At 70.7% G+C, this 25,514-nt stretch carries 29 protein-coding genes; 9 read left to right on the forward strand and 20 right to left on the reverse strand.

All coding sequences use genetic code 11. The annotated features are described in order from the left end of the window. Positions 1–21: 21 nt before the first annotated feature. From AB0435_RS12830 to AB0435_RS12855, 6 genes are all read right to left on the reverse strand, one after another. Positions 22–348 carry a helix-turn-helix transcriptional regulator gene (locus AB0435_RS12830; protein WP_366426923.1) on the reverse strand — a complete coding sequence of 109 codons (327 nt, stop codon included), beginning with the start codon at positions 346–348 and terminating at the stop codon, positions 22–24. Continuing rightward, on the reverse strand, positions 345–1,424 hold the full coding sequence (locus tag AB0435_RS12835; RefSeq protein ID WP_366426924.1) for a site-specific integrase: 1,080 nt from the start codon (positions 1,422–1,424) through the stop codon (positions 345–347). Before AB0435_RS12835 ends, AB0435_RS12830 begins: the two co-directional genes overlap by 4 nt. A 415-nt stretch (positions 1,425–1,839) precedes the next feature. Continuing rightward, on the reverse strand, positions 1,840–2,727 hold the full coding sequence (locus tag AB0435_RS12840; RefSeq protein WP_366426925.1) for a hypothetical protein: 888 nt from the start codon (positions 2,725–2,727) through the stop codon (positions 1,840–1,842). Next, positions 2,727–3,491 (reverse strand): ParA family protein, encoded by a 765-nt coding sequence (locus AB0435_RS12845; protein WP_366426926.1) that lies wholly within the window; start codon positions 3,489–3,491, stop codon positions 2,727–2,729. Before AB0435_RS12845 ends, AB0435_RS12840 begins: the two co-directional genes overlap by 1 nt. A 236-nt stretch (positions 3,492–3,727) precedes the next feature. Further along, complete coding sequence (locus AB0435_RS12850; protein WP_366426927.1) at positions 3,728–4,234, reverse strand: hypothetical protein; 507 nt, start codon at positions 4,232–4,234, stop codon at positions 3,728–3,730. A 47-nt stretch (positions 4,235–4,281) separates the two neighbouring features. After that, positions 4,282–5,037, reverse strand: a complete 756-nt coding sequence (locus AB0435_RS12855; protein WP_366426928.1) for a hypothetical protein — start codon at positions 5,035–5,037, stop codon at positions 4,282–4,284. A gap of 205 nt (positions 5,038–5,242) precedes the next feature. Between AB0435_RS12855 and aroA the strand changes: the two genes are divergently transcribed. Then, positions 5,243–6,550 (forward strand): 3-phosphoshikimate 1-carboxyvinyltransferase, encoded by a 1,308-nt coding sequence (gene aroA / locus AB0435_RS12860; protein WP_366426929.1) that lies wholly within the window; start codon positions 5,243–5,245, stop codon positions 6,548–6,550. 131 nt (positions 6,551–6,681) lie between these two features. On the opposite strand, the gene AB0435_RS12865 is transcribed toward aroA, so the two are convergent. From AB0435_RS12865 to AB0435_RS12905, 9 genes are all read right to left on the reverse strand, one after another. Then, the gene (locus AB0435_RS12865; RefSeq protein ID WP_366426930.1) at positions 6,682–7,359 is read right to left on the reverse strand and encodes a hypothetical protein; all 678 of its coding nucleotides are present in this window, start codon (positions 7,357–7,359) and stop codon (positions 6,682–6,684) included. A gap of 16 nt (positions 7,360–7,375) precedes the next feature. After that, positions 7,376–8,479 carry a tRNA-dihydrouridine synthase gene (locus AB0435_RS12870; RefSeq protein WP_366426931.1) on the reverse strand — a complete coding sequence of 368 codons (1,104 nt, stop codon included), beginning with the start codon at positions 8,477–8,479 and terminating at the stop codon, positions 7,376–7,378. 3 nt (positions 8,480–8,482) lie between these two features. Beyond that, positions 8,483–9,721: a DegT/DnrJ/EryC1/StrS family aminotransferase gene (locus AB0435_RS12875; RefSeq protein ID WP_366426932.1), complete on the reverse strand. Its 1,239-nt coding sequence runs from the start codon at positions 9,719–9,721 to the stop codon at positions 8,483–8,485. Continuing rightward, positions 9,718–10,602: a hypothetical protein gene (locus AB0435_RS12880; RefSeq protein WP_366426933.1), complete on the reverse strand. Its 885-nt coding sequence runs from the start codon at positions 10,600–10,602 to the stop codon at positions 9,718–9,720. Before AB0435_RS12880 ends, AB0435_RS12875 begins: the two co-directional genes overlap by 4 nt. Before the next feature lie 29 nt (positions 10,603–10,631). Beyond that, the gene (locus AB0435_RS12885) at positions 10,632–10,823 is read right to left on the reverse strand and encodes a hypothetical protein (protein WP_366426934.1); all 192 of its coding nucleotides are present in this window, start codon (positions 10,821–10,823) and stop codon (positions 10,632–10,634) included. Further along, positions 10,820–11,257 (reverse strand): hypothetical protein, encoded by a 438-nt coding sequence (locus AB0435_RS12890; RefSeq protein ID WP_366426935.1) that lies wholly within the window; start codon positions 11,255–11,257, stop codon positions 10,820–10,822. Before AB0435_RS12890 ends, AB0435_RS12885 begins: the two co-directional genes overlap by 4 nt. Then, the gene (locus tag AB0435_RS12895) at positions 11,254–11,454 is read right to left on the reverse strand and encodes a hypothetical protein (protein ID WP_366426936.1); all 201 of its coding nucleotides are present in this window, start codon (positions 11,452–11,454) and stop codon (positions 11,254–11,256) included. Before AB0435_RS12895 ends, AB0435_RS12890 begins: the two co-directional genes overlap by 4 nt. Positions 11,455–11,580: 126 nt before the next feature. Beyond that, a complete protein-coding gene (locus AB0435_RS12900) occupies positions 11,581–12,798 on the reverse strand; it encodes a helix-turn-helix transcriptional regulator (protein WP_366426937.1) in 1,218 nt (405 codons plus the stop codon). A 26-nt stretch (positions 12,799–12,824) separates the two neighbouring features. Continuing rightward, positions 12,825–13,418, reverse strand: a complete 594-nt coding sequence (locus AB0435_RS12905) for a DUF4158 domain-containing protein (protein ID WP_366426938.1) — start codon at positions 13,416–13,418, stop codon at positions 12,825–12,827. A gap of 379 nt (positions 13,419–13,797) precedes the next feature. Here AB0435_RS12905 and AB0435_RS12910 point away from each other — a divergent pair, with 379 nt between their 5' ends. Beyond that, a complete protein-coding gene (locus tag AB0435_RS12910) occupies positions 13,798–14,472 on the forward strand; it encodes a hypothetical protein (RefSeq protein ID WP_366006279.1) in 675 nt (224 codons plus the stop codon). Continuing rightward, positions 14,469–14,687 (forward strand): hypothetical protein, encoded by a 219-nt coding sequence (locus AB0435_RS12915; RefSeq protein ID WP_366426939.1) that lies wholly within the window; start codon positions 14,469–14,471, stop codon positions 14,685–14,687. Before AB0435_RS12910 ends, AB0435_RS12915 begins: the two co-directional genes overlap by 4 nt. A 42-nt stretch (positions 14,688–14,729) precedes the next feature. Here AB0435_RS12915 and AB0435_RS12920 read toward each other — a convergent pair whose 3' ends face one another. The 3 genes from AB0435_RS12920 to AB0435_RS12930 are packed head-to-tail and all read right to left on the reverse strand — an operon-like array spanning position 14,730 to position 16,869. After that, a complete protein-coding gene (locus AB0435_RS12920; protein WP_366426940.1) occupies positions 14,730–15,611 on the reverse strand; it encodes a hypothetical protein in 882 nt (293 codons plus the stop codon). Then, positions 15,608–16,285 carry a hypothetical protein gene (locus AB0435_RS12925; RefSeq protein ID WP_366426941.1) on the reverse strand — a complete coding sequence of 226 codons (678 nt, stop codon included), beginning with the start codon at positions 16,283–16,285 and terminating at the stop codon, positions 15,608–15,610. Before AB0435_RS12925 ends, AB0435_RS12920 begins: the two co-directional genes overlap by 4 nt. Further along, positions 16,282–16,869 (reverse strand): hypothetical protein, encoded by a 588-nt coding sequence (locus tag AB0435_RS12930; protein ID WP_366426942.1) that lies wholly within the window; start codon positions 16,867–16,869, stop codon positions 16,282–16,284. Before AB0435_RS12930 ends, AB0435_RS12925 begins: the two co-directional genes overlap by 4 nt. 17 nt (positions 16,870–16,886) lie before the next feature. Here AB0435_RS12930 and AB0435_RS12935 point away from each other — a divergent pair, with 17 nt between their 5' ends. From AB0435_RS12935 to AB0435_RS12945, 3 genes are all read left to right on the forward strand, one after another. Then, entirely contained in the window at positions 16,887–18,038 is a 1,152-nt protein-coding gene (locus AB0435_RS12935) for a hypothetical protein (protein ID WP_366426943.1), read from the forward strand. 474 nt (positions 18,039–18,512) lie between these two features. Next, entirely contained in the window at positions 18,513–19,397 is an 885-nt protein-coding gene (locus tag AB0435_RS12940; RefSeq protein WP_366426944.1) for a hypothetical protein, read from the forward strand. 841 nt (positions 19,398–20,238) lie between these two features. Next, positions 20,239–20,628, forward strand: a complete 390-nt coding sequence (locus AB0435_RS12945; protein ID WP_366426945.1) for a hypothetical protein — start codon at positions 20,239–20,241, stop codon at positions 20,626–20,628. Between the two features lie 28 nt (positions 20,629–20,656). On the opposite strand, the gene AB0435_RS12950 is transcribed toward AB0435_RS12945, so the two are convergent. Further along, entirely contained in the window at positions 20,657–20,881 is a 225-nt protein-coding gene (locus AB0435_RS12950) for a hypothetical protein (protein ID WP_366426946.1), read from the reverse strand. 49 nt (positions 20,882–20,930) lie between these two features. After that, positions 20,931–21,212 (reverse strand): hypothetical protein, encoded by a 282-nt coding sequence (locus AB0435_RS12955; protein WP_366426947.1) that lies wholly within the window; start codon positions 21,210–21,212, stop codon positions 20,931–20,933. Between the two features lie 182 nt (positions 21,213–21,394). Between AB0435_RS12955 and AB0435_RS12960 the strand changes: the two genes are divergently transcribed. From AB0435_RS12960 to AB0435_RS12970, 3 genes are all read left to right on the forward strand, one after another. Beyond that, positions 21,395–22,606, forward strand: coding sequence for an AAA family ATPase (locus AB0435_RS12960; protein WP_366426948.1), 1,212 nt, complete (start codon positions 21,395–21,397; stop codon positions 22,604–22,606). A gap of 17 nt (positions 22,607–22,623) precedes the next feature. Then, positions 22,624–24,249: a VWA domain-containing protein gene (locus AB0435_RS12965; RefSeq protein ID WP_366426949.1), complete on the forward strand. Its 1,626-nt coding sequence runs from the start codon at positions 22,624–22,626 to the stop codon at positions 24,247–24,249. Between the two features lie 72 nt (positions 24,250–24,321). Continuing rightward, positions 24,322–25,425, forward strand: a complete 1,104-nt coding sequence (locus AB0435_RS12970) for a DUF6744 family protein (protein WP_366426950.1) — start codon at positions 24,322–24,324, stop codon at positions 25,423–25,425. Positions 25,426–25,514 lie beyond the last annotated feature (89 nt).

The raw sequence follows: 25,514 nt of genomic DNA on the forward strand, positions 1-25,514 counted from the left end.
GTCCTTGAGCCGACCGCATCGTCACTGTGGCGGCAGGGACCGGCCGTCCCGCCGCCGGGGCACCACTGCCGGGGCCCCGGCGGCGACGGCGGTGGCCTGCCGGCCGGTCTCCTCGCCGGGGCGGGTGACCTTGTCCGGCTCGGGGATCAGCAGGTCGCCGATCTCGCAGCCCAGGACGACGCAGATGACGTCCAGGTCCTCCAGCTTGAGGGAGACCGGCTGGCCGGACCACAGCCCGGACATCTTCCCCGCCGAGATCACCAGCCCGTGCTCGGCCAGGCTCCGCTGGAGCTCGGACGCCTTCCAGATACCCTTGTTCGCGGCGGTCAGCCGCAGGTTCCACCTCATCGGATCAGCCCTTCCAGTCGCTTCGCGGCCCGCTCGGTCCCGGCGGCCCAGGCATCCTCGACCCGGGTCTGCTGGACGTGGACATATCGCATCGTCGTAGCGATCCAGGAATGTCCCAAAACCTCCTGAATTGCCAGCAAGTCCAGGCCGTTTCCATAGAGCTGGGACGCACAGAAGTGCCGCAGGACATGCGGCGTCAGCCGCTCGCCCCACCCCGGAAGATGCGCTCTGGCCGCGTCCCTGAGACCGTTGCGCAGGGCGTCGTCGCCCACCCGACGTGAAGAGCCGTCGGTGTTCTTGCGCTCGGAGGGGAACAGAGGGGCGCCGGGGCGGGCGTGGTCGTCGTCGAACTGGCCCCACACATCCTCGATGAACCACCGCAGCGTGCGGTCTGCGCCGTTGATCAGCGGCACCATCCGCTCGCGCGGCCCCGAGCCGCGGGCGCCCTTGCCGTGGCGGACGTGGAGCTTGCCGAAGCGGCCCAGGTCCCACTTGATGTCGGCCAGGTCGAGCTTGCATGCCTCGCTCACCCGCAGGCCGACCTGGGACATCAGCTTCGAAGCGGTGTAGTTCCGCGCGGTCGGGGCGAACTTTCGGCAGGTGGCCAGCTCGTCGCCCCAGCCGGTGAACAGCGTCCCGACTTCCGGTTCGCTCGGCGGGATCCGCAGCTGGGCATCCTTGGCGCCGCGCGGCCGGTTCATCTCGTCGATCGGGCACTCGACCACCCGGCCGGTCATCCGGTGCAGCTCGACCTTGTGCCGAAGCTCCAGGAACATGAAGTACGTGGTCAGCGCCTGCGACCGGCCCAGCCGGGTACCGCTGGGTGAGTTCCGCAGCACCTTCCCGAAGTATGCGTCGGCGTCGGCAGGCTCCATGTCCCACAGCGGCCGGCCGAACCAGCTCCTGATCTGCTCCAGGTGACCGACGTCCCCGCGAATGGTGCCGTCCGCCAGACCCGCCGACGCTCTCGCGAGGACGAACCCGGACAGCACGTCGGTCTCGAACCGCTCCAGCTCCTCCGCCGACGCGGGCGCCCAGTGCTCACGCAGGTCCCGTACGACCGCCAGCGCCGCCAACCCGAGCCTCCTCGCCTTCGGTCCGACTGCGGATCAGTCGGACGAGGTGAGAACGCTTCAGGAATCCCGAAGTTACGTCACAAGGCGGCAGAGCACACGAAGGAGGAAGAAGCCCCTGACCACGGGGCCGGGCACTCAGCGGGGCTCAGGGGAACTCACGGGATGTCGCACAGCCGCACTCAGCGCCTCCGCCCATGAGGCACACGCCGCCCTCGCCGCGGCTAACCTCTCCGACGTCCCCGACGGGATACTCCTCGGACTCGTCGCCCGCCTCGACACCCAGCCGTAGCCCCGACCGCAAGGGCCCGTACCCGGTATGGGCCGACCAGCTTTACGACAACCTCGCGTACCGCCTCCTACGAGAAGCGGCCCCGTCCGAGAGGACGGGGCCGCTTCTCTGCGTCCAAGGGCCGTGTCAGGCTGCCGCGGTCTCCTGCGTCTCAGCCTCGGGAGTCGTCCCCTCGCTGGCCGGTGCGGACTTCTGGTCCGGCACTGACGTCGCCAACAGCTCTGCTCGGCACTTATCAATGTGCGCCTGGAGCTCGTCGAGGTAACGGTGCGCGGCCGCCGAGTCCTTCTTTGCGAGCCGGCGCACCCAGCGCGACGGCACCGCCTTCTCCACCTGCTCGGCGAAGTCGACCGGTTCGTCGTCGTCCTCCCCACGCTCGTTGAGGGACTCGAGGTAGGCCCGTACATGCGCGGTGATCTCCTCGGCGTCGAAGTCGCCCTCCGGGAGTGCCTCGACCGCGCCCTTGAGGACCTTGGCGGTCACGTTGACACCGTCGACTTCGACTGTGGCCTGGTAGACCAGCACCGCCGCGTCTACGTCCCAGCAGTCGGCGACCGGCACCAGCTCCCACACCTGGGCCTGATTCAGAGCCTTGAGTGCCTTCTCGGCGTTGGCGCTCAGCGGGGTGGGCTTCTTGGCGGCTCCATTTGGAGCCGCTTCGTTCGAGAGCAGTTCGAATACGGCTTCGGCGATCCTCCATGTCCGGATCAGCTTGTTGGCGTACGCCTTCCGCATCCGCCAGTGCTTCCAGACGTACTCGTCGAAGGATTCGGACTCGGCGCGGTAGAGCCTGCCCTCGCGGATGTTCTCAAGCGCCTTGCCCGCCAGCCAGAAAGCCCACTGCAAGGTGTCGATCGCAGCCTTGCACTGGGCCAGCATCTCCTGCTCGTCCGAGGTCAGGGTCTCCGGCTGCTGAGACAGCGGTCGGCTCAGCGGCTTGAGCGCCTTCGCCATGTCGATGGCGCTCTTGTACTCGAACCGGTCCTGTGCGGAGGCGCCTCGCTGCCTGCCCATCAGATCAGTCCTTCCACGCCCAGGGCGAGCTTGTAGAAATCTTCGCGGGCCCGAAGCGCCGTCCCGCTCTCTGGGTACTGGATCACCGTCATTCCCCGCTCTGGTGCCTGGGCGTGGAGCTTGTATCGGCGGATCGGCTGGGACATGTACTGGTAGCCGCGCTTCGTGCACCACTCCTGCATCTCTCGGAGGTCCGCCTTGGTGCGGTCCGTTCCGGAGTCCCAGTTGTTGATGACCACCCGGAAGGGGATGCCTCGCGGACGGAGCAGCCGCTCGATGGTGTACTCCGCCGGGTCGTGGGTGAGGGTCTCCACAGGCACGATCGGCACCAGGGCAAGGTCAGTCAGCTCCAGGACCTCGCGCATCGCTTCGGCGGCCGGGCCGCTGCCGAGCGGGTCGATGGCGTCGATCTCGGCATCCGGGTCGATGTCAGCGAAGCCCGGAGTGTCGACGATGATCCGCAGGACATCGGGGTCCTCGGCGAGCTTGGTGAGCTCGCCGAGCTTGCCGTGGGTGACCACGTAGTCGAACGGGAGGCGGTCCTCGGGAACCTTACGGGCCCACTTCTCGAGGGAACCCTGGAGGTCGATGCCGGCGGCGACGACTGGGCACGGGGCGTCTGGCGTCGGGGGAGGGTTGTTCTCGCCCATCACAGCGGCGACGTTGACGGCGTCGGTGGACTTCCCCGCGCCGCCCTTCTGCTGGAAGAACGAGATGACTTTGGCGCGGCGAGCGGTGTTGATCGCTCTTTGCAGGGTGGGCATGCGGAACTCTCCTCCGTGGGCTTCCCCGGGTGGGTACTCGGACGTGCTAAATGTTGCCAGAGGTAACACGGTGCCAGTGACCACCGCGCCGTCGCCTGCTCCAGCGCGAGCCGCGCGAAACAGGTGGCTCCAATTGGAGCCACCTTGTTCGACGGGGGTTCGGTGAATCGGAAGCGGTTGCTTCGGTCACGGGGCCTCGTGGCGCTGCGGAAACTGCGGGAACCTGTCCTCGTCGGTCACTCCTCTTCGGGCGGGTACTGGACTGCGAACAGGGTGGTCTGGAGACGTTCGGCAAGGGCCACCATGTCGGGACGGACGGCATGGTCCTCGGCTTCATCGGCATCCCAGGGGTCGCGGAGGCCAGTCCCCTGCTGGCCATAGTCATCGCGGTAGAGCCGGTCCAGCTTCCAGATGATGGCGCGGGTGTCGCCCTCCTCGGCCTTCTTCTCCAACTGCAGCAGGGCCTTGAGAGCCAGATGGGAGCGGGCCTCGGTGACGCGCTCGTAGAGCCGGATGTGCGGGGCATCTGCCGGGTCCGCTGACTCCCCGGCTTCGCGGTCCTCGTAGGCGTTGCGACCGCGGGCCATCCAGGTCATGTAGGTGCGCTCGCTGATGCCGGAGAAGTGGGCGGTGAGGCGGACGGTCAGCCCTGCCCGGGCGGCCTTGACGATGAGATCCGCGCGCTTCGACGTCAGCTTCGTGGGGCGCCCGCCGCGTGCGGTAGAGGACGGGAACTGGGTCATGGGCGCGGACGGTACGGCGCTCTGGGCCTACCGTCTCGCCCTCGACGTCAGACGGCGATGTCCGTGGGGTCGGCCTCGCCGGCTTCCGTGACGGCTGGCTGCGGTGACGTTTGGGCGGGGATCTCGGTCTGCTGCCCGTCGCGGCCGGCCCGGTCGATGGCGGCGCGCATCAGGTCCCCGGTGGTGAGTACCTGGGCCCGGAGTCGGTCCCTGGCTTCCAGCGCGGCCTGCGGGGCGGAGGGACGCATCGCAGCTGCCAGGAGCGCGAGCTGTCCGGGGACGCCGTCTCGGGCAGCGTCCCGGAGGACCACCTCGCCGGAGCGACCCCACCGGTCGTCCCACTCCTGCAAGGCCTCGACGGCATCTTTGCTCGTCCAGTACGCGGCGCGGCGCACCGTCTCCGCCAGTGCGTGGGGAAGTTTCACGGCGAGCCGTTCCTCGTAGCCGCCCTCGCCCATCGCCCTGCTCGGTGGAGTGCCCCAACGCCGGCCGGGCGCGCTGAGCTCGCCCTCGGGAGGCTCGGGCCAATTCCGGTCCAAGTCGCGAGTGCGCAGCTCCTCCTGGACGGCCCTGGCGACGAGCAGGTCCCGGGAACCTCCCAGCTCGCCAGAGGTGCGTTTGGCAGCCAGCTCAGCCCTGATCTTCCGACGCACCGCGGAGGCCTCGCGCCGCGACAGGTCGAGCAGCTGCTCGCGCTGTTCGGCCAGCCACTCCTTCTCCCGGGCTCGCTCGTGCTCCGCCTGCTTCTCCAACCGTCGCAGCGGTCCGCTGTCCAGCGCCACCAAGATGTTCACCCACGCCATGCTGGACAAGGTAGCTATATAACGCTTGCAGTACCCGCCATTGCCTATTCGTCGCTCCTGGTTGTGGTGACGCTTCCGTGTGCCTGGGCGAGGGCCGGCAAGGCAGCACGAGATCTGTTCGGGGAGTCCCCGGCGTAGTCCGCAGCTGGGTCCGGCCCCACTAGCATGCGTTCAATGCCACTCATCAGAGGGAGAGTTGAACGTCATGGACAGCATCCTCGGTCTAGACTCCGCTGCCTCGCTGCGAGTGACAGGGGCCAGCCCTGCGCGTGGCTCGCTGCGAGTGCCCGGTGATAAGAGCATCTCCCACCGCGCCTTGCTGCTGTCCGCCATGGCACAGGGCACTAGCACGATCAGCGGGGTGTCCCTTGGGCAGGACGTCACCCACACCCGTCGGGCGATCGAACACTTCGGAGTAGGCGTCACTGATCTGGGTGATGGGCGGGTGCGAGTGGAAGGACCGGTCCGGCACGAGCCGGACGACGTCCTCGACCACGGCAACGCTGGCACCGGAATCCGCCTGACGGCCGGGGTGTGCGCGGGGATCGACGGGTTGTCGGTCCTCACCGGGGACCAGTACCTGCGGCGCCGGCCGATGGACCGCATCGCCGAGCCGCTGCGCGCGATGGGCGCCACGGTCGACGGCCGTGCGGACGGCCGCCTGGCGCCTCTGGTGATCCGCGGCGGCAACCTGACTGGGATCACCTACGCCCCACCGCAAGCCTCCGCGCAGGTCAAGAGCGCGCTGCTGCTCGCCGGCCTGTCCGCGCGCGGGACCACGACGGTTCAGGAGATCCACCCCACCCGGCGGCATACCGAAGAGATGCTGGCCGAGTTCGGCGGCCGGGTGACGGTAGACGGCACGCGGGTATCCGTCGAGCAGGGCGAGCTGACCGCCACGGACGTGACGGTGCCTGGTGACCCGTCACAGGCCGCGTTCTGGGCCGTCGCCGCGCTGCTGGCTGACCAGGGCGAGGTCGTGGTCGAAGGGCTGTACACCGGGCCCGGCCGTAGCGACTTCGTGCAGATCCTCCAGCGCATGGGAGCGGACGCCGACTTCGACCTGGCCACCGGCACGCTGACCGTACGGTCCTCGCAGCTGCGGGCCGTGGAGATCACCGGCGAGGACGTACCCGGCATCGTGGACGAGGTTCCCGTCCTGGCGGTGGCGGCCGCGGTCGCGGAGGGTACGACCGTCATCTCGGGCGCGGCCGAACTGCGGGCTAAGGAGTCTGACCGGATCGCCAGCACTGCCGCGATGCTGCGGTCCTTTGGGGTGCAGGTGACGGAGACCGAGGACGGGATGGTCATCGAGGGCGGGGAGCGGCTGCGGCCAGCCCGGGTGGACTCGCACGGTGACCACCGGATCGCGATGACCGCAGCCGTTGCCGGATCCTGTGCTGCCGAGGGCACCACCGTGATTGACGGCTGGGAGTCGGTGGCGACCAGCTACCCCGGCTTCGCCCACCACCTGGCCGAGCTCACTGGCACCACGGTCGCGCCCGGCGCGTAGACGGGCGGCCAAGCCGAGACCGTAGTTTCCAGATCGTTCGATTAAGTGGCTCCAATTGGAGCCAGCGCCGCATCGTACGGGCCCGCCACCCCTTCCCGTTGGGGTGGCGGGCCCGTACGCGTGCTGGGGGTCTACCAGGTGTAGCCGTGGTGCTCGAACTCGGCCGCGTACGCCTCTTCGACGGCTTTGCGTGCCCGTGTGGTCAGGACGTTGCGGTAGGTGGTGCCCGGGGGCCGGAAGTGGGCCTTCGCGCGCGGCAGGTCGAGGGTGGGCAGGGCCACCCGGCGGCACACGTCGTCGAGGCTGGCCTGGAGGTGCTCGTGGCGGACGACGACGTCGACCATCACCGCCCCGAGGGTGTCGGTGTAGAGCGGCCAGTTGATCGCGTCGCGGAACTCGCCGGAGTCGATGAACTCCTCGATCTTGATGCGCGGCTCGGTGCGGTGGCGGTGGAAGTACAGGCTCGTGACCTTCTCGTACGGGCTGCGCTCCAGGCACAGCGTCAGGTACCGGTCCCACATGTTCACGCCGAGCTCCTGGCGGATCTCGGTGGCGGGCATGTGGTTGTAGAACCGCACGTCCTCTCGTGGCCCGGGGGGCACGGGCGTCTCGTCCGGGGTGCGCCCGGGGCGTAGATGGCGCTGCGGTGGCCGACCGCCTTCCCGGGCGCGCAGGGCCTCGTCGCGGGGCGAGAAGGAGGTAATGACGTCGTGGTCCCCGGCGTGGCGGGAGAGCGCGATCTCCACCGACGTTCCGGCGGTCTTGCGGGTGCGGACGAAGATCAGGCCCGCGTCGTGCATGACGATCATCCGGTGCTCCTGGGGGTCAGAGTTCGGGGGGAAGGTGGCCGTCGGCCGGGCCGGTCGTGGTGGTGGCCAGGGCCCGCTGGTAGGGGGCGGGGGCGAGGCTGTGGTCGTGCCGGGCGGGCAGCATCGGGTCGACGAGCAGCGCCCGGCCCATCAGGACGAGGTCGCAGCAGTCTTCCGCGAGCAGCTTCTCGGCCTGTTCCAGGGTGGTGATCTTCCCGACGGCCGCTGTCGGGACGCCGGTCTCACCGCGGACGGCGTGGGCGTAGGGGGCCTGCCAGGCCGGGCCGGTGGGGCGCGCCTCGGGGCGGGCGATGCCGCCGCTGGTGCAGTCGATCAGGTCGGCCCCGTCGTCGGCGAGTAGCGGCGCGAGGCGGACGGTGTCCTCCAGGGTCCAGCCGCCGGCCAGGAAGTCGCGCACCGACAGCCGCACCACGAGCGGCAGCTCGGACGGCCACGTGGTGCGCACCGCGCGGACGACCTGGCGCAGCAGCCGGGTCCGGCCGGTGAAGTCGCCGCCGTAGTCATCGGTGCGCTGGTTGGCGATGGGGGAGAGGAAGGAGTGCAGGAGCCGGCCGTGCCCGGCGTGGAGCTCCAGGAGCCGGAACCCCGCTTCGGCGGCCAGGGCGGACGCGGCCGCGAACTGCCCGACGGCTTTTTCGATGTGGGTGGGCGTCATGGGGGCGGGGGTGCGGTAGCCGTCGGCGAAGGGGAGCGGGGAAGGGCCCAGCGGCTGCCAGCCGCCGTTCGTCTCGGCGAGCGGGGCGTCCCCATCGGGGCCCCAGGGGCGGGAACGGGATGCTTTGCGTCCGGCGTGGGAGAGCTGGATGCCGGGGACGGCGCCCTGGTCGACGATGACGTCCACGAGGGCGGTGAGGGCCTTGGCCTGCTCGTCGTTCCACAGGCCAAGGTCGTGGGGCGTGGCGAGCCCTTCGGGGGCGACGGCGGTGGCCTCCACGATGACCAGGCCCATGCCGATCGAGCGGGTCAGGTAGTGGGGCAGGTGCCAGCGCGCATCGGGCAGGTACCCGGGGACGGCCTGGTAGGTGCTCATGGCGGGCAGGCCGAGGCGGTTGCGCAGCTCCACCTCGCGCAGCCGTAACGGCGCGGACAACGGATGCATCGGTCAGTCCTTCCTGTCGAGGGCGTGCAGCTCGCGCGCGGCGGCGGCCAGGGCGTGCTCGTACGGGTCGGGGTCGCCGTCGGGCAGCGGCTCGTACATGTCCCGGGTGTCGATCTCCACCAGCTGCTTCAGCAGCTGGTCCGTGCCGGGGAAGCTGTCCGGGGCGGCCGGGGGGATGGACGGCAGGCGCAGCGACGCGGCGAGACCGGGGTCGGTGAACAGCGGCGTGTGGTGCAGCGGCCTGGACGGGCGGGCGGCCCGTACCCCGGCGGCGTGCAGGATGCGGATCACCGTGTCCACGGGGTGCGGGGAGGTGTTGCGCCAGTGCCATTTGTAGAGCGCCCCGGTGCTGCGGCCGGGCGGGTCGGGCAGCGGCACCAGGCAGGGCAGGGCGTTGGCGAGCAGCTTCTCGACGTCCGCCTGCCGCTCGTTCTTCGTGGCGAGCGTGTGGGGAAGGCGCCGCAAGTGGTCGGCGACCAGGACCGCCCCCACCGGGGTGGGGCGACGGTTGTGCCCGGCGCCGGTGACGGCCAGCGCCCGCAGCTGCGGATCGTGCACGCGGGCCAAGGCGTGGTGCTTGGGCTGGGCGAGGACCTGGGCCCGCTCCCACACCGCACGGTCCCGGCAGGTGAGCAGGCCGGCCTTGCCGCCGGTGGCCATCTTCCACGTGCCGCACGACCACACCGCTACGTCCCCGGCCGCGCCGACCGGACGGCCGCGCCAGGCGGTGCCGTGAGCGTGGGAGCAGTCCTCGAGCAGCGCAAGGTGGTGCCGGTCGCAGAACCGCCGGGCGGCGGTCAGTGGGACGGGGCGGCCCCAGGTGTGCGTGATGGTCAGGGCCACGGTGCGCCGGGTCAGGCGGGTGGCGGCGTCCCTCAGGTCGATTCCGCCGCTGTCGGGGTCGGCATCGCACAGCACCGGGACCAGGCCGGCCGGGAGCATCGCGGTGACCGTGGCGCGGAAGGAGTGACTGGCCACCAGCACCTCGCTGCCCGGCTCCAGTTGCAGGGCGGCGTAGCCGGTCTCCAGGGCGCCGGTGCCCGAGTCGCACATCATCACCGGGCGGCCGGGGGCAAGGACGTCCTCAGCGAGCTGCTCGCACTCGGCGATCTGCGGATGGTCCCGGCTGGCGGCGGCCATGTCGCCCTCGTCCAGCAGCCACTGCACCGTCTCGACGGCGCCCTCGGACCACCACGGCCACAGCACCGCCGGGCCGGTCACATCCGTAGGAGTGGGGTTCATCGCCATGGGCTCCTCGCTTCCTGCTCGGGCCAGGCCGCCGGCCCCGGCGCGCGGGTCAGCAGCGGCCACTGGTGGGAGGCCGCCCACAGCGCGGCCCACCGCTGCGCGAGCGGCCCGTCCGTCAGACCGTCCAGGGCCGGAGCAGTGCACGGCTCGGGCACTCCGAGCGGCGGCAGCTCGCTCTCGACCGCGACGACCGTCTCCTCCAGCGGGCAGGGCGCCCCGTCCGCCAGGGTGCGGGCTGCCTCCGTGACCAGTGCCGCGCGCTCGGGCCACGGGCAGAACACGCCGAGCTCGCGGATGACGTCGGCCGGCTCGTCCGCGGTGTGCACCATGGTCAGCAGCCGGTTCGGGGCGCCCGCGACATCCCGCAGGCTCGTCCCCGTGCGACGGCGGTGCGGGGCGTTGCTGCCCTTGACCGCGCTCAGCCGCACCGACGTCGGCTCCCCCGTCTCGTCGGCCCACAGCACCAGCAGCCCCGGGCCCAGGGCGACGAGCGCGTCCAGCAGCCGCAGCCGCTCCACCGTCGCCCACCGGCACATGTACGCCCACAACGCCCGCACCCCGCACCGGTCGACCCGTACGGGCCGGGCAGCCAGCGGTCGGAAGGCCGCCTTCTTGGCGGCCGTCAGCACCTGGCGCGCGGTGCCGGCGGCGAAGGCGTCCGGCCGCACCCACATCACGCCGACACGCCCGGCGAAGTCGTACGCGCCGTCGTCGCCGAGCACGCTCGTCAGCGTTGCCCACGCCTCCCTGGCGTGAAGATCCCGGGCGAACACCTCGTCCTTGCCCTTCAAGCGGGTCAGCCGATTCCAGGCGGGACCGGTGAGATCGAGCGCGGTATCGCGGCCCACGTCGGGCCGGGCGGTGCATTCAGGCATCACAACCTCCGGATGGGTGTGGCTGGCTGCTACTCGGGGGATGGGGCGGTATCGGCCGCCGTGACGGTGGAGGGCACGACGGCGTGGCCCACGGCCTCACCGTTGCGTTCGTGCAGCACCATGGCGGCGGGGAGACCCACGGCGACGGCGGCCAGGGCGAGGAAGGCCCTGGCCGGGTGCGCGGTGTCGATGGCGTCGTCGCGGGCGTGCCGGCCGCTCACCGGGCTGCCGCATGCTGGCGCTCGCGGTCGTCGGCGAGGGCCACGCCGAGGAGCTGCTGGAGCCCCCGGGCGGTCTCCTGGCACCACGCGAGCGCATCCTGCGGATGCGTCTGCGGGCTCGGCGGCTTGTACTTCATGCGGTTGCGCATGTACGCCAGGCCGTACCCGACAAGCCCCGGCTTGCGGGCGTCAGGACGCCGCCGGCGATGGGCGAAGGCGGCGAGCGGCAGCACCAGCTGCACGTGGCCGACGAGCAGGCCGGCGGTCAGCTCCAGCGCCTCGGTGTCGAGCCGGGCGCCGACCGGCACGGGTCTGAGGGCCTCCGCGATCGTGCCGGTGATCGTGGCGAGGTCGAGCGGAAGTCCGTCGTCGAGCTCTTCGACGTGGACGACGCGGCACCCGGCCTCGGTGACAGCGGAGCGGGGTGCGGTCATGCCACACCCCCGAGTTCGGCGTACGTCTTCCAGTCGGCCGACGTCCACTCGACGGGGTCGCCGTGCTGCTCGCGGAACTCCAGCGCCGCAGACGGTAAGGAAGCCGCAGGCCCAGCGAGTCCGGAAGCAGCGTCGGCGAGTACGCGACGGCGAGCGAGGTCCTGGGTGGTGCGGCGTGCAGGGACGGGGGTGGTCATGGCACACCTCTTGTCTCAGTCCGGTTGTCGTCCTCGACAACGCGGTCAGTGACAGCGTGGCCACGCCACAAGGCCCCGGCTTTCACACTTGGTGAAAGCCGGGGCCCACATGCCAGCGGCACATGCCTACAGGGGCACGCCGACCCACGAGGCGTAGCCGGTCAGCGTCTCCGGCGCGCTCCGCGCCGCACGCACCAGGCTGGCCACCGTCTCCCGCACCGACGGGTGGTACTTCGTCTGCTGCGGCGCCGCCTTCCGGGCCTTGAGCAGCGACGCCAGGGCCGCGTCGTTCTTGCCCGTCCACATCTGCGCCCGGGCGGTGTCGATCCAGTGATGCGAGATTCGGTCCGGCGGGTACTCGTCGGGGAAGTGCACATCCCGGAACAGCTGGAGCGCCTTGCCGTACTTGCCCAGCTCCACCTCGACGGCCGCGGCGTGGATGTCCACGTTCGTCGGGCCGAACGACATCACGTGCCGCGCATCCACGCCGCCCTTGATCTCCCTGCCTGCCGTCCCGGCCAGCCGGCGGGCCTCGGCCAGGTGTTCGCGTGCCCGGTCCTCGTCCAGGTCCCGCGTCGCCAGCATCGCCGCCCGAAGGTGCAGGTTCCCCACCACACACAGCGCGCCGGTGTCCCCCGCCGTGACGTCGGAGCCCAGCTCGTCGGCGGCCCGCATCACGATCCGGCGCCCCACTTCGTGACGGCCGGTGGTGAACGCCGAGCGTGCCCGCATGTACCGGTACAGGCCCAGCAGGTTGCCGTTCGCACACCGCTGCGCCGAGAACTCCATCCGGGCCAGCAGCAGCGACGCCAGATCCGTCAGCCCCAGCCCATAGGCAACCGCGTGCGCCGAGCGGTACACGTGCGCCAGCAGCCGGTGAGCCTCTTCCGCCTCGTGCCCGGAGGCGGTCGCGCTGATCTGCACGAGCTCGTTGATCAGGGCCGGGGCGAACGAGGCGAGCTGGGCGAAGTTCGCGTCCCGGCGCGCCTGGACCAGGGCCATCACGTCGTCCTCGACGTCGGCCAGCGGACGTACCGGGAGCTCCTCCAGCGGCATGTCCCAGTTGTCGAGCGCCGCCCGCAGCTCCGACAGCGGCCCGTCCAGACGGTCCGCGGTGTGCTCCATCGCGAACGGCTGCCCGTTCAACGCCGTCACCGAGACGTCCAGCGCCCGGGCGCACGCCGCGATCAAGGACGCGGACGCGGGCTTGATCCCCGCCTCGACCTTCGTCAACAGGCTGTAGGAGACGTGCGCCTTCTCAGCGAGGCCACGCTGGGTCAGGTGGTGCAACCTTCGGTACGCGGCTATCCGCGCCCCCGCGCCAATATCCGTGCTCTCAGGCATAGTTGACTCCGTTCTGGTCGCGACAGCTAGAACGGTACCGGGCACCTCTCGCACCGGGATACGCATGCGGCCTGCCTGAGCGAAGGCGGGCCGCATCGCGCGGGTGCACTGCCTTCCCACCAGCACTTGAACGACGCCCCTCCCACGCCGGGCCGGATCACCTTCGCCGAGCGTAGGTACTCGCAACCCAGGCGGAACAGCAGCGACGGAGAGTCGTGCTCCATCGCGCGGGCCAGCAGGAACTCGTCCAGTTCCTTGTGCTCGATGGCCTTCGGCTGCTTCCACCCCAGATACTCGACGATCTCCTTCAAGTGGTCGGTGCGTGTCTGCTCGCGCTCGCCGTAGCCCGCCAGATCGGCGACCGCGAGCCCCAGCTGGCGGGCCAGGCGGCCAACCGCCGCGGGCGGCGCGGCGGGCACGTCGTCGGGGACGAAGCCCAGCCAGGGCAGGGCGGACAGCTGCACGGCGGCACCGAGCACGTTCTGGGCCCGGCGGAACTTCCGCAGGAACACCTCATCGGCCGGGGTGAGGGTGAAGTAACGGATCAACTCGTCCTTGCCGATCGCCGGAAAGGACCGTAAGCCCTCCAGCTCCTCATCCGAGAACACCCGCGTGGCCATCGGCCCCTCCCACCCCACTCGATCAACACCGGCGGGCACTACCCGTACCCGGCCAGCCGATGCGGGCACAAGGAAACCCCCGAACTGTCCTTAGCTGTAAGGGGGTTGCGCTACTCTGCGTCGCCCTGGGGCGATGGGTCTCTGGATCAAGGCCGACCCGACCATAGCGAACCTCGGGGAAGCATGCCGCTTCCCCGAGATCGGCCCAGATCAGAGGCATCCGCACGGCTTAGCGTTGTTTCTTCCGCGAGAACTGGGACCCCCTCTTCGTCACCTCTTCGCGTGCGACGCCTTGGTTGCTGTCTCCTTTAGGAGACCGGTTGTATCTGTCTCCTCTGTCTGACAAGCTGGAGTCAGTCAGACAGAGGAGACGAGCGCGATGCTTTGGACGCTGGACGACGGCACCGGCCGTCACAAGGGCAGCCTGATCGGGCTACCGGACGACGCCGACGGCCCCCCCTTCTACCGGGACGGCCGCCACATGGTCGTCCGGCTGTGGGAGAACGGCCAGTGGACCGGTCCCGCCGACGGCCGCCCCGCCGAACCGCCCACACTGGTCATCCCGGTGTGCGCGTGCGGCTGGGAATCGCCGGTCCACGTCCGGCTGCACCCGGACCGGCCCCAGGTCGCGGAGGCCGACGCCGAATACCACTGGCGCGCGCACGCCCGCGCCGCCACCGACACCACCAAACCCGCCGAACTCCGCCAGGACATCGACCGGATCGCCGCCGCGCTCAACGACCTCACCGTCACCCGCCCCCTGGCCGCGCTCGCCCTCCTGCGGCAGCTGCGGGCCGTCGCCGACGAGCTCACCCCCCACGCCGCCCACACCGCCAGCACCCACCAGGCCAGCTGGGAAACCATCGGCACCGCCACCGGAAAAGCCCGCCAGACCGCCCACAAGCTCTACGGCAAAAAACCCCCCGCCCCCGTCTCCCGCGAACTCGCCACCCGCATCCGCGAGGCCCGCGCCGACGGCCACCCCCGCGGAAACACCCGGCACGACAGTCCCGCCGGCCGGACCCTAGACGAGATGAAGGAAACCTGCCCATGACCCCGGAAACCCTCGCCGAGCAGGCCGAAAACCTCATCTGGACCCTGTGTGGCCTCGGCTTCACCGCCGCCGCCGCAGGCATCCTCCTGGCCATCACCGGCACCACCTACAACCGGCCCGAAATGACCGCCACAGGCCGGAACCTGACCGCTTACGGCCTCCCTCTAGGGCTCGTCCTCGCCGCTTTCGTCCCCGTCTCGCACTGGCTCAGCTGACCCCCGGAAACCACCGCCAGCAGCCCAACCCTCCGCCAGCCCTCAGCCCGATGGAGGTGGTGCGGTGGGCAGGAACGCCGGGCCGTCGGGAGCGGCGCCGGCAGCGAGCTTGGCGACCCGGTACGCCTGCCAGCAGCGCACCGGGCACGTGCTGCGGTTCTCGCCGTACGTGACAGGCACCTTCCTCTCCGGGCGGCCCTTGACCGAGGGCACGCTGACCATCAGCCCTTCGTCCACGACCTCGATGTCCGGGTCGTCCAGCTCGGACATCTCCTCGTTGCGCCCGGCGACGGCAACCTTGATGGCGTTGAGCGCCTGGTCCCGCAGCCGGGCCAATTCCGGCACATGGAAGACCGTGCGGCGCCGGGCCGTCGGCTGCGGCTTGCGCTCGTGCGGAGCTTCCGCCATCGCGCGCAGGTCAGCCGGGCTGAGCGAGGCCGCCTTGCCGCGGCCACGCTTCTGGCGCTTCTTGTCCAGCCGGAGCGGCTTCAACGCGCGGCGGGCCGCCTCGGTGGCCTCCTTCGGCACGGCGTAGCCGAACCTGCGGGCCTCCGAGGTGACGCCCGTGATCCTGCGCTCGATCGTGTTCGGCGGCGCCTCGACCACCTGGTCCAGGTACGTCACGAACGAGACGAAGGTGCCCACGGTGACCTTACTGAGGGGCAGGCGGGTGCCGGTCCGCTCGGCGAGCCAGTGGTGGAACTCCCCCCAGATCTCCCAGTCCCGCGCGTAGCCGTCCTTGGTCTTCTTCGGCCGGATGTCGTTCAGGTGCTCCACGGCGTCCGCGTCCAGGGCCTTGAGGACGGCGTCCACCGGGTCGAGCACGGCGACCGCGCCGGCGCCGGGGGCGTCGTCGTCCACCAGCTCGGCGTCGACCACCTCCACCGGTTCCAGCTCGGTCCCGTGCTCCTGGGTGGTCGTCACTCGGCGACCTCTTCCACCTCGTCGGCGAGCTTGCCGACGCGCTCGGCGGAGTGGGTGATCCGCTTCGCCTCGACCCTGAGCTGGGCGCCGTCCTCGTCGTGCTCGGTGTAGTCCGCCGCGACCTCGCCCACCAGGTGCGCCACCTCCTCCAGCACCTCGGCAACGTCCTTGAGCCCGGCACGCAGGTCCCCGCGCTCCAGGTGGTAGGCGGCGCGCGGCAGTTCGCCGTACGCGGGCAGGTCGTCGCGGGTGGCGACGGCGGCCTGCTCCTCGTCCTCGGCGGGGAAGGGCACGTACACCTGGGTGAGCATCAGCCCGGGCTGCGTCCTCTCCGCCTCGGTGGCGAGCCCGGAGACGGTGGCGACCAGCCTCGGGTGGATGGTGTGCACCTGGTCCGGCTCGCCGGGCAGGGCCCGGTGGTGGTCGTCCAGGGACAGTGGCATCTCGTCGGGGAGCTGCTCCAGCAGGGCCCGCAGCTCACCCACGGAGTCCACCATCGGCGCCGCGGCGACCGCCGCCCGCAGCCGGGAACGCTCCTCCGTGTGGGCGTCGCGGGACTCGGCGGCGGCGAGCGCAGCCCGGGCCGCCTCGACCTCCGTCTCCGCTTCGGTGATTCGGTCCTCGTAGTACGCGGTGACGACGGCCATGCCGTCGATCAGGTCCGTGGTGCTCACTGGTCCTGGTCCTCCTTCGTCTCGGTCCTGGCGATCCAGATGGGGCTGCCGATCAGCACCACGTCGGCGGTGACGGTGCCCAGGTTCACGGGCCCCTGGTGGTGTGCGTAGATGTAGGTGCCGACCTCGCAGCCGAACGGAACGGCCCGCCCTTCGTGGTCCTGGTGGACGGCGGACGCGAGGGACACCAGGGAGCCAGTCACTCCGGGCACCGCGAGCGCCTCGACCGCGGCCTCGTCGGTCTCCGGGTGGTCGACGGCGAGGAGCTGCAAGGCGCGTACCGCGGCCGTGTTGCCCAGTGCCTCCCGGGCGCCGCTCGGCAGGCTGTCCTTGTCCTTGCCGGGCTGGACGTTGCGGGAGGCGCCGAACAGGCACCAGCCCATGGTCAGCGTCGGCAGGCGGCTGACCCCCGTGTAGAGCACCAGACGCGGGTCCTCGAACCCGCCGGTCTGGTACAGGGCGACGTCGCTGTAGAGGGCGAACGGCCCCGTCGGCATCGCCGCCGGCCACGTGGGGAACGCCTGCGCTGCCGACGGGAGCTTCTGCTTGACGGCGTCGATCGTCGTGTCGTGGTTGCCGCTCACTGGCCGGTCCCCTCCTCTTGCTGCTGACCGCGGACAGCCCGCTGTCCATTCTGACCTGGCTCTACATGCGCACAGGCAAGACCGGATCCGCCGAGGACCTGCTGCGGCGCCTGGGCCGAGGCGACATCGGTCTGAAGCACGAGGCCTTCCACACCCTCCAGCCCTGGCGGGCCGCTACCCACCTGCGTGAACTCCTGATGGCCTGCGGCATCCTGCCCGCCATTGACAAACAGATCTGCCTCTTCGAGGGCTGGCTCACCGGCCGTCTCGCCTCCGTCTCCGACCCTGAACACCGTCAGATCGTTCGTCGGTTCGCTACGTGGGAGGTCCTGCCGAAACTCCGGGCCCGCGCCGACCGCCGCCCGCTTACCCCCGGCAGCCGCAAGTACGCCGCAGACCAGGTCAAGCGGGCAGCGTCCTTCCTTGAGTGGCTCGCCGGCCACGACCGGACGCTCGCCACTTGCGGCCAGGCCGATATCGACCTCTGGCATGTCGAGCACAAGGAGCATGAGCGGAACACCATCCGGCCCTTCCTGCTGTGGTGCCAGCACGTCAAGCTCACCCGCCGTTTTCGGCTGCCGTCTCCACCAACGCGCCGAGCGGCCCCGCTTTCCCAGAACGAGCGCCTGGACCTGCTCGGTCAGCTCCTCACCGACGACAGCTTGCCGTTGCGCAGCCGTGTCGCCGGGATCATCGTCCTTCTCTATGCCCAACCCTGCACCAGGGTCGTCCGCCTTACCGTCGACGACGTCGTCCACGAGAACGACCAGGTCCGGCTGCGGCTCGGCGAGCCGCCCTCCCCGGTGCCCGCGCCGTTCGCCGAGCTCCTCCTGGCCTGGATCGACAACCGCGACAACATGAACACCGGGACGAACCATGGCTCCCGCTGGATCTTCCCCGGCCGACGGGCAGGCCAGCCGCTGCATCCCTTCGCTCTCTCCGAGCTGATCAACAACATCGGTGTCCCTACGACCGCCAGCCGCACGGCGGCGATCCGGCAACAAGTGCTGGAGATGCCCGCTCCCGTCGTCGCTGACGCCCTCGGCTACCACCAGGTCACCACGACCAAGCTCGCAGCTGAAGCCGGAGGAACCTGGAGCCGTTACGCCCCCGGGGACCACACACGGTCACCAGCAGGCTGGACTCCTCGGGGAACTGGCGACAGTTGAATAGGCGAGCCCACCAGTAGACCCCTTGGACGAGCCGGCGCCGGAGACTACAGATGCCGCCCGCTCTCAGGTTCTGTGTCGGCTGCGAGAGGCCACGCGAGAAATCCGTGTCGATGTCCTTCGCCGGTCCGGCCGGCATTCGGACGGTACGGTACGAAGTCCTGGAGGCCCTGGAGCGGGTGAGGGCGGCACGGGCACATCTCAATGCTGTTCTTCTCGATGAGCTCAGCACGGCAAACGGAGATCCCGCCCGCCGTATGTAGCCACCCCTGAGCGTTGACGCAATGGGCACCTCGAGCCACATGTGGGGCCTCAATGTCGGGTAACAGACCCAGCCCACCCCCCACTCACCGGAGCCGCCCGGCCCCGCCCCACGCCGTCCCCGTACGGCACCCCCTCAGCCACGGCTCACCTGGGAGGGTGGGGCTTTGAGTCTGTTACCCGACATACAGCCTCAGTCTCTAGAGTCGCGCCGTGACCGATGATGCTGTTCTCGACCTGGTCGACGCATTCGTGACCGGCCCCCACTCAGAGGCGTCCGGCCAATTCTCCGACGAATCCGTCTACCGCTACCGCGAGACCCTCGTGGCGTATACGGCGTGGGCCGGAGACCTCGTGTGGCAGCCCAGCCAGATGGACATCCAGAACTTCGCCGTCCACCACGCCCACGCCTCCGCCTCCCGCGACCAGGCCGCCGGCATCATCCGCTCCTTCTACCGGTGGCTCGAAGGACGCGACCTCGTCCCCGCCGGGACATACAAGGAGCTGCTGAAGAACTGGCAGCGCTTCACCCCCAGCGAGAAGCCCCCGCGCCCCGGCGGCCTCGACGCCGCCGGCATGCTCCGCCTCAAGGAAGCCGCCGACCGCCACGCCGAACCCCGCGACCGCGCCATCATCTACGGCCTCATGAACGCACCCGTACAACTCCGCCCCGGACAGATCACCGGGCTCATGCTCGAAGACCGCTACGACGAGCAGCACCGCACTCGCTGGGCCGTGCCGATGAAGAACGCCTCCCGCACGGCGAAGTCGCTCGTGACGCTGTACCCGGACTTCGTGTGGGCCATCGACGAATACCTCCCCCGCCGGGTGGTCAAGGAGAAGTGGGGCACGTACGAAGGCCGCGGCCCGCTCTTCACCAGCCGCACCGGACGCGCCCTCGGCGGCGACGCCGACACCCGCCGCGACAAGCGCTCCTCCGACAACGCCATCCTCCGCATCGTCCGCAGCGTCGCCGCCCTCCACCCCGCGCTCAAGGACGTCGCACCGACCCTGTCCGCCGACGCCATCGCCCACTCCCCCACCCCCCTCGTCCACGACGGCGACGACCAGGACGAGACGACCGCACCAACGGCATAACGGCCGCCCCCGCCGTTGCCCGAGGCCCAGGGGCGGCCCGATAGCCTTGTCGAGCCCCACCCGGAAGGCCCCCGATACCCAAGTCCACCGACGTGACCTGCACCCGGTGCCGAGCCACCGCACTCCTGCCGGAGGACCGGTGTGGGCGGACGGATGGCGCTGGATCGGCCCAGAGCTCATGTCGTGCCCCAGCTACCCGCCCGTGCTGGTGGTCGACGAGCAGGGACGCCACCTGCGAGGACCAGGAGCTCCCTCGCCCGCGCACGCCCAGTCGGGGGCATCGGCGTTAACCGGGAGCCCGCCGGGCCCGTTAGACCGGACAAAGTCCGGCGATGCTCGGCGCGTGATCCGGGGGCCTGCTGCGTAACCAACCCCGGCACGGACGGGCGCGGCAGGAGGATCCTGGAGGTATGGCCAGGAGGAAGGTCCGCCGATGCGACCAGTGCGCCGCCGAGCTACCCGAAGGCAGCAGACGGTCCCGCCGCTACTGCTCGTCGGCCTGTCGAACGAGGGCCTGGCGGATGATGCGGGCCCGGTGGGCGCAGATCGACGCCGGGGGCGAGGCGATGAAGGCCCTCAAGGAAGGGCGTCGGCACCCGTGGCCCCGGTTCCGCTGCTCCGAGTGCGGAGCGACCTGGTACGCCAGCGACACCCCCTTCGGCCCCCGGAAGCGCTCAGACAGCACGTGGTGCTCACCGAGGTGCCGGACAAGGGCCTGGCGTCGGCGTTCGCGTTCAGAAGGCGTCACCGCGTGACGCCTATCTGTGACGCTATCGGGGGTGCCGACGGCGGGGCGGACCGTGTAAGCGCCGGCGCTCCCCTGATGCGGCAGACTGCCCCGGTGACCACAGCGCACCCGCGCGGGCGGGCCCTCGGCCGCGGGATCCAGTCCCTGATCTCCCCGGGCGACCAGCCGGCCATCCGCCTCGCCGACCAAGCGGCCCCGGGCGTCGAGGAGCGCGCCGATGCCGCCGCAGAAGCCGCGTGCGACCTCGGCGACGTCGCCGTACCGTCCGGATGGAGCGCGGCCGCCGTCGAGGACGCGGCCGAGGCCATCGACGTGCTCACGGCCGCGCTATCCGCTCTCGACCCGCAGGCCGCGCGGCTCCTCGCGCCCATCCCTGCCGCGACCGCTGCCCTGCGCCAGCACATCGAGCGGCCAGACCCCGCCGCCGAAGCGGCCCCGCTGCGACGACGGCGCAGCCTTGGCCACGGCGCCCAGACCACATAGAGAACCGCCGGTCGGCTGATCGGGGTGTTCAGGCGGCCGTCCACTCGTGGGGGTCGCCGCCGACCCACTCGACCCATGCCGGGTCGTCCAGGAGTCCCTCGGCGTCCGGGAGGCCAGCGCGGCGCAGGAACTCCAGCACGTCGGCGTCGTTGTAGGCGAGGCCGAGGATGTGTTCCAGGCCCTCGCGCCGGACGGTGACGCGGCGCCCGCCGTCGGCGTCGAGCCGGTGCACGGATATCGGTACTGCCGCCATGTCTCCAGCGTGCGGGGCACTCGAAGCTGGTGCACGTGGGGCCCGTCGTTCACAGCGCGGGTGCGAGGGCGTCCAGGAGCTGGCGCACGGGCCGCAGGTCCTCGGTGGAGGGGGTGACCGCGGTCGTCTCCATCGCCGCGGTCACCGGGGCCAGGGCGGTGGTCAGGCGGCCGGGCGGGCCCTCGCGCAGCCCGGCCCGGAAGCTGGACGGCGACAGGGCGCTGAGAGCGAGGGACTCGGCCAGCGCGCGTTCCTCGCCCGTGGGCTCCCAGGTGCCGGCGGTGTACTCGGCGAGGAGGAGCTCGGCGTCGCGTACGGGCAAGGTCGTCACGACTGTCCAACGATCGGCAGCCGCATCGGTCGCGGGGCGAAGCCCCGGGTGTCGGGACGCGTTCGCCGTTGGAGGCAACTGGTTCGTACGGGCGGCATAAACGGCCGTTTTTGCATGGGCATTCTCGCTACTGTGGGGCCGACTGCTTTGCGGCCAAGGGAGTTGCGATGGAGGAGCTGACGATGGCGACGGATGTTGAGGCGTTCGAGGCGGCTGATACGGCGAAGCGGCTGCGGGCGGTCGTGGACGAGCTGTCCGCGGTGTTCTACGAGCGCGAGGACGTGGTGCGGACGCTGACGGTCGCGATGCTGGCCGGCCAGCACTCCCTGGTGCTCGGGCCTCCCGGGACGGCGAAGTCGGAGTTGGCGCGGGAGCTCACGGGCCGGATCGAGGGCGCGAACCTGTGGGAGATCTTGCTGTCGAAGTTCACGGCGCCGACGAGGCTGTTCGGCCCCGTCGACGTGGCCGCGCTGAGCCGGGGCGAGTACCGGCAGGTCTTCGACGGCCGGGCGACCACCGGGCACATCGCCTTCGTCGACGAGATCTTTAAGTGCAGCGTGGCGGCGCTGAACGAGATGTTGGCGTTCCTCAACGAGCGGATCTACCACCCGGAGAGCGGCGGCGCGCCGATCCATTGCCCACTGATCAGCGCGATCACGGCATCGAATGAGCTGCCGTCCGGGGAGGAGAGCGCCGCGATCTACGACCGGCTGCTGGTCCGGCTGGAGGTGGACTACCTCGCCGACCCAAGCAACTTCGCCAGCCTGGTCCGCTCCGCGGTCGTGGCCCCCGTCCCGGTGTCGAGGACGACGGTGGGCCTGGCCGAGCTCCAGCACGCGGTGAACGTGGCGGTGCCGGCGGTCGGCGTGCCGGAGGTGATCGTGGACGCGATGTGCGCGCTGCGGGTGGCCCTGCGGCGCAAGGAGTTGATCTCCTCGGACCGCCGCTGGCGGCAATCCGTCCGGCTTCTCCAGGCGAGCGCGTTCCTCGACGACCGCCGCGAGGTCGGCGAGATCGACCTCGCGGTGCTCACGCATGTGTTGTGGGACTCCCCCGCCCAGCGGCCGACCGTCGAGCGCGAGGTGCTCCAGATGGTCAACCCCGATGCTAAGGAGGCCCTCGACCTCGCCGACAGCATCGAGCAGCTGGAGGCGGAGCTGGACGCCAAGGCCGGCCAGTCCCGCGAGAGCCTGTCGGAGTGGGCGATCAAGGAGGCCAACGGCAAGCTCGCCCGGGCTGGGAAGAAGCTCAGCAAGCTGCTGAAGGATGCCCAGAAGGCGGGGCGCTCCACGGCTTCGATCGAGCGGGTCATTGTCCGGCAGCGGGCGGTGCACGCGCGGGTGCTGACCGAGGCGCTGGGCGTGGACGCGTCCATGGTCCAGGCCCAGATCTGACGACCGGGGAGGGAGTTGTGGGTAAGAGGCTGCGCAAGCTCAAGGACCTGGTGCAGGGGGCCGGGAAGTGGCTGGGGCTGGCCCGGGAGGCCGCCGAGCCGAAGACGGCCGTGGTCGCGGACCGGTTTGATGCGATGTCCTGGAGCGAGACGTACGAGCAGGCGGACGGGCTGCAAGAGCTCGCCGAGGAGCTGAACGAGCGTCACGACTACACCGTCGACCTCCTGCGGGACACGTTCATGGCCGCCTTCAAGGTCAGCCCCCGGCTGCGGGAGAAGGCCGAGATGGACGTCTCCCGGCTGGTCAACCACCAGGTCCTCACCGCGATGGTGAACAGCCCGGAGTTCGAGGACCTGCACCGGGAGACGGCCGGCGACGAGTACGCGGCCGCCATGGCCGTCATCGCGCAGGCCGATGCCCTGCGCCGGATGCTGGAGCAGTCCGCGGCCGCGCGCGAAGCAGCCCAGCAGGCCAAGGACGCCCAGGACGCCGCCGAGGCGGCGGTCCGCGCGGTCGCCGCGGCACTCCAGCAGGCCACCGACGCCGTCGACGAGAACGGCACCGTGCCCGCCGAGGCCGCCGGCGCCGTCGAGGCGGCGATGGCCGACGCCGAGAACGCGGAGCGGGCGGCCCAGCAGGCCAGCCAGGACGCCGCGCAGGCCCTGGCGGGTGCGACCCCGGGCATCCGCGCGGCCGCCCGCCAAGCGGTGGCCGAAGCCGCCGAGGCCGCCCGCGAGGAGGACGCCCTGATGCGCGCGTGGGGCGTCGAGCCCGGCCGGCTGGAGAGGATGCCGTTCGACGAGCGCGCCGAGCTCGCGCAGCGGCTGCGCAGCGGACGGCTGGGCCGCTTCGCCGACCTCATCGGCCGGTTCCGGCAGATGGCCTTCGGGGAACGCGCGCGCAAGGTGGAGAACGCCCCCGGTGAGCTGGTCGGGATCACCCTGGGCGATGACCTCTCCCGCGTCGTCCCCTCCGAGCTGGCCGCCCTCGGCGTCCCCGAGATGCGGGCCGTGTTCGCCGCGAAGTTCGCCGAGGGCCAGCTGATGCTCTACGACAGCCGCGGCGAGCAGAGCACCGGGCAGGGCGCGATCATCGCCTGCATCGACTGCTCGTTCTCCATGGCCACCCCGTACGGACGCACGCCGGATGGAGTGAGCGGCGAGGCGTGGGCCAAGGCGTGCGCGCTGGCGCTGCTGGACCAGGCCCGGCAGGCCAAGCGCGACTTCGTGGGCATCCTCTTCTCCTCGCGCGACGAGGTCAGCGTGCACCGCTTCCCCGCCGCCGAGCCCGCCGACATCGCCGCCGTGGTCGACTTCGCGGAGCACTTCTTCGGCGGCGGCACCGACTACCAGGCCCCGCTGACAACGGCCGCCGAGCTCCTGGACGCCGAGTACAACGACGAGGGCCGCCCGCGCGGCGACATCGTGCTCATCACCGACGGCGAGTGCAGCGTCAGCGAGGAATGGATGCACAGCTGGAACCAGGCCAAGCACGCGCTCGGCTTCCGCACCTTCGGCATCGCCATCGGCACCGAACCCTCTACCGGCCCCGGCTCCGTCCTCGACGCGCTGTGCGACAACCTCCGCGCCATCGACGACCTCACCGACCCACGCGCCGCCGCCAACCTCTTCCGCACGATCTGACCGTCGGCGGCCCCGCCCGGCGGGAGCCCCGTTACTCCATACCCAAACGCCCGTTTTAGCAGGAGTCCCATCGTGTACGAGCAGCAGACCGTGACGCAGAATACCGAGGTCAAGACGCCAGAAGCCGTCTTCGAGACCTACACCGAGGCCATGAACCAGGACGCCGACGCGCCCCTGCTCGGCCACATGGTCCTCTACAGCGTCTTCGACGGCGACGTCACCCGCGACGACCTCGCCGACTGGTTCCGCGAGCTGGACCTGGACGAGAAGCTCCTCCCCCCGCCGCTGCGCCAGGTTGATGCCTTCGAGCGCGTCACCGGCCCCGACGGTGTCCGCGTGACCTACCCCCTGGACGACCCCCGCGCCACCGGCCCGGCCTACCGGCGCGGCCGCCGGCGGCGCAACGAGCTGGGCAAGGTCAAGTCCGCGACCCTCATGGTCCGCCCGGTACGCCGCGACGGCGGCAGCATCGTCCGCCACGTCATCCGCGAAGTCCGCGACGAGGAAAGCAGCAGCCTGAAGTACGACACCCGGCTCGCCGTCTGCACCTTCCACCGCGACAACAACGCCGGGAGCGCCGACGGCGCCGGCACCCTCCAGGTCGAGCCCAACCACGCCGCCATCGCCAAGCTGCCCGAGGACGAGCAGACCACCGTCCACGAGATGCTCGCCGCCATCGAGGACAGCTATCACCACCGCTGCACCTACCTCACCAGCGACAAGCTGCGGTCCTTGATCCGCCGGTACGTCGAAGACCTCGACGCCATCCGCGTCCGCCCCACCGGCGGCGTCTACTTCGTCCAGCGCCAGCACTCCTCCACCCTCGCCGCCCTGCGCGAACTCGTCGCCCGCTTCGGTCAGGGCAGCAACCTGGTCCGCGTTCCCCTCCCGGACCAGGAAGAAATGCGCGAGATGGTCGTCGCCGCCTTCACCACCAAGGCGCAGGACGACCTCAACGAGCTCGCCCAGGACATCGCCGAGGCCCAGCGCAACAAGCAGTACGACGACGCGGCCAAACTCCACGCCCGCTTCACCGCCCTCCAGCAGTCCACCAACGACCACTCCGAACTGCTCTCCACCTCCCTCGACGACACCCGCGCCGCCCTCCAACTCGTCAAGACGCAGCTCGGCGGCCTCTTCGCCACAGCCAGCGACGACGAGACCGAAGACGAATAGCTCCTGCCGCCGTCCGCTTTCCTGTGCCGAAACGGCCGTTTCGGCACAGGAAAGCGGACGGCGCCTATCTGGGGGGAGCACGGGGTAGA

The organism is Streptomyces sp. NPDC051173 (assembly GCF_040689515.1).
Lineage (GTDB): Bacteria > Actinomycetota > Actinomycetes > Streptomycetales > Streptomycetaceae > Streptomyces.

What these genes read in the sequence shown, in the direction of transcription:
- AB0435_RS12830 (WP_366426923.1), bottom strand. Translation starts at nt 348, where the DNA reads ATGAGGTGGAACCTGCGGCTGACCGCCGCGAACAAGGGTATCTGGAAG.
- AB0435_RS12840 (WP_366426925.1), bottom strand. Translation starts at nt 2,727, where the DNA reads ATGGGCAGGCAGCGAGGCGCCTCCGCACAGGACCGGTTCGAGTACAAG.
- AB0435_RS12845 (WP_366426926.1), bottom strand. Translation starts at nt 3,491, where the DNA reads ATGCCCACCCTGCAAAGAGCGATCAACACCGCTCGCCGCGCCAAAGTC.
- AB0435_RS12850 (WP_366426927.1), bottom strand. Translation starts at nt 4,234, where the DNA reads ATGACCCAGTTCCCGTCCTCTACCGCACGCGGCGGGCGCCCCACGAAG.
- AB0435_RS12855 (WP_366426928.1), bottom strand. Translation starts at nt 5,037, where the DNA reads ATGGCGTGGGTGAACATCTTGGTGGCGCTGGACAGCGGACCGCTGCGA.
- aroA (WP_366426929.1), top strand. Translation starts at nt 5,243, where the DNA reads ATGGACAGCATCCTCGGTCTAGACTCCGCTGCCTCGCTGCGAGTGACA.
- AB0435_RS12865 (WP_366426930.1), bottom strand. Translation starts at nt 7,359, where the DNA reads ATGATCGTCATGCACGACGCGGGCCTGATCTTCGTCCGCACCCGCAAG.
- AB0435_RS12870 (WP_366426931.1), bottom strand. Translation starts at nt 8,479, where the DNA reads ATGCATCCGTTGTCCGCGCCGTTACGGCTGCGCGAGGTGGAGCTGCGC.
- AB0435_RS12875 (WP_366426932.1), bottom strand. Translation starts at nt 9,721, where the DNA reads ATGAACCCCACTCCTACGGATGTGACCGGCCCGGCGGTGCTGTGGCCG.
- AB0435_RS12880 (WP_366426933.1), bottom strand. Translation starts at nt 10,602, where the DNA reads ATGCCTGAATGCACCGCCCGGCCCGACGTGGGCCGCGATACCGCGCTC.
- AB0435_RS12890 (WP_366426935.1), bottom strand. Translation starts at nt 11,257, where the DNA reads ATGACCGCACCCCGCTCCGCTGTCACCGAGGCCGGGTGCCGCGTCGTC.
- AB0435_RS12895 (WP_366426936.1), bottom strand. Translation starts at nt 11,454, where the DNA reads ATGACCACCCCCGTCCCTGCACGCCGCACCACCCAGGACCTCGCTCGC.
- AB0435_RS12900 (WP_366426937.1), bottom strand. Translation starts at nt 12,798, where the DNA reads ATGCCTGAGAGCACGGATATTGGCGCGGGGGCGCGGATAGCCGCGTAC.
- AB0435_RS12905 (WP_366426938.1), bottom strand. Translation starts at nt 13,418, where the DNA reads ATGGCCACGCGGGTGTTCTCGGATGAGGAGCTGGAGGGCTTACGGTCC.
- AB0435_RS12910 (WP_366006279.1), top strand. Translation starts at nt 13,798, where the DNA reads ATGCTTTGGACGCTGGACGACGGCACCGGCCGTCACAAGGGCAGCCTG.
- AB0435_RS12915 (WP_366426939.1), top strand. Translation starts at nt 14,469, where the DNA reads ATGACCCCGGAAACCCTCGCCGAGCAGGCCGAAAACCTCATCTGGACC.
- AB0435_RS12950 (WP_366426946.1), bottom strand. Translation starts at nt 20,881, where the DNA reads ATGGCGGCAGTACCGATATCCGTGCACCGGCTCGACGCCGACGGCGGG.
- AB0435_RS12960 (WP_366426948.1), top strand. Translation starts at nt 21,395, where the DNA reads ATGGCGACGGATGTTGAGGCGTTCGAGGCGGCTGATACGGCGAAGCGG.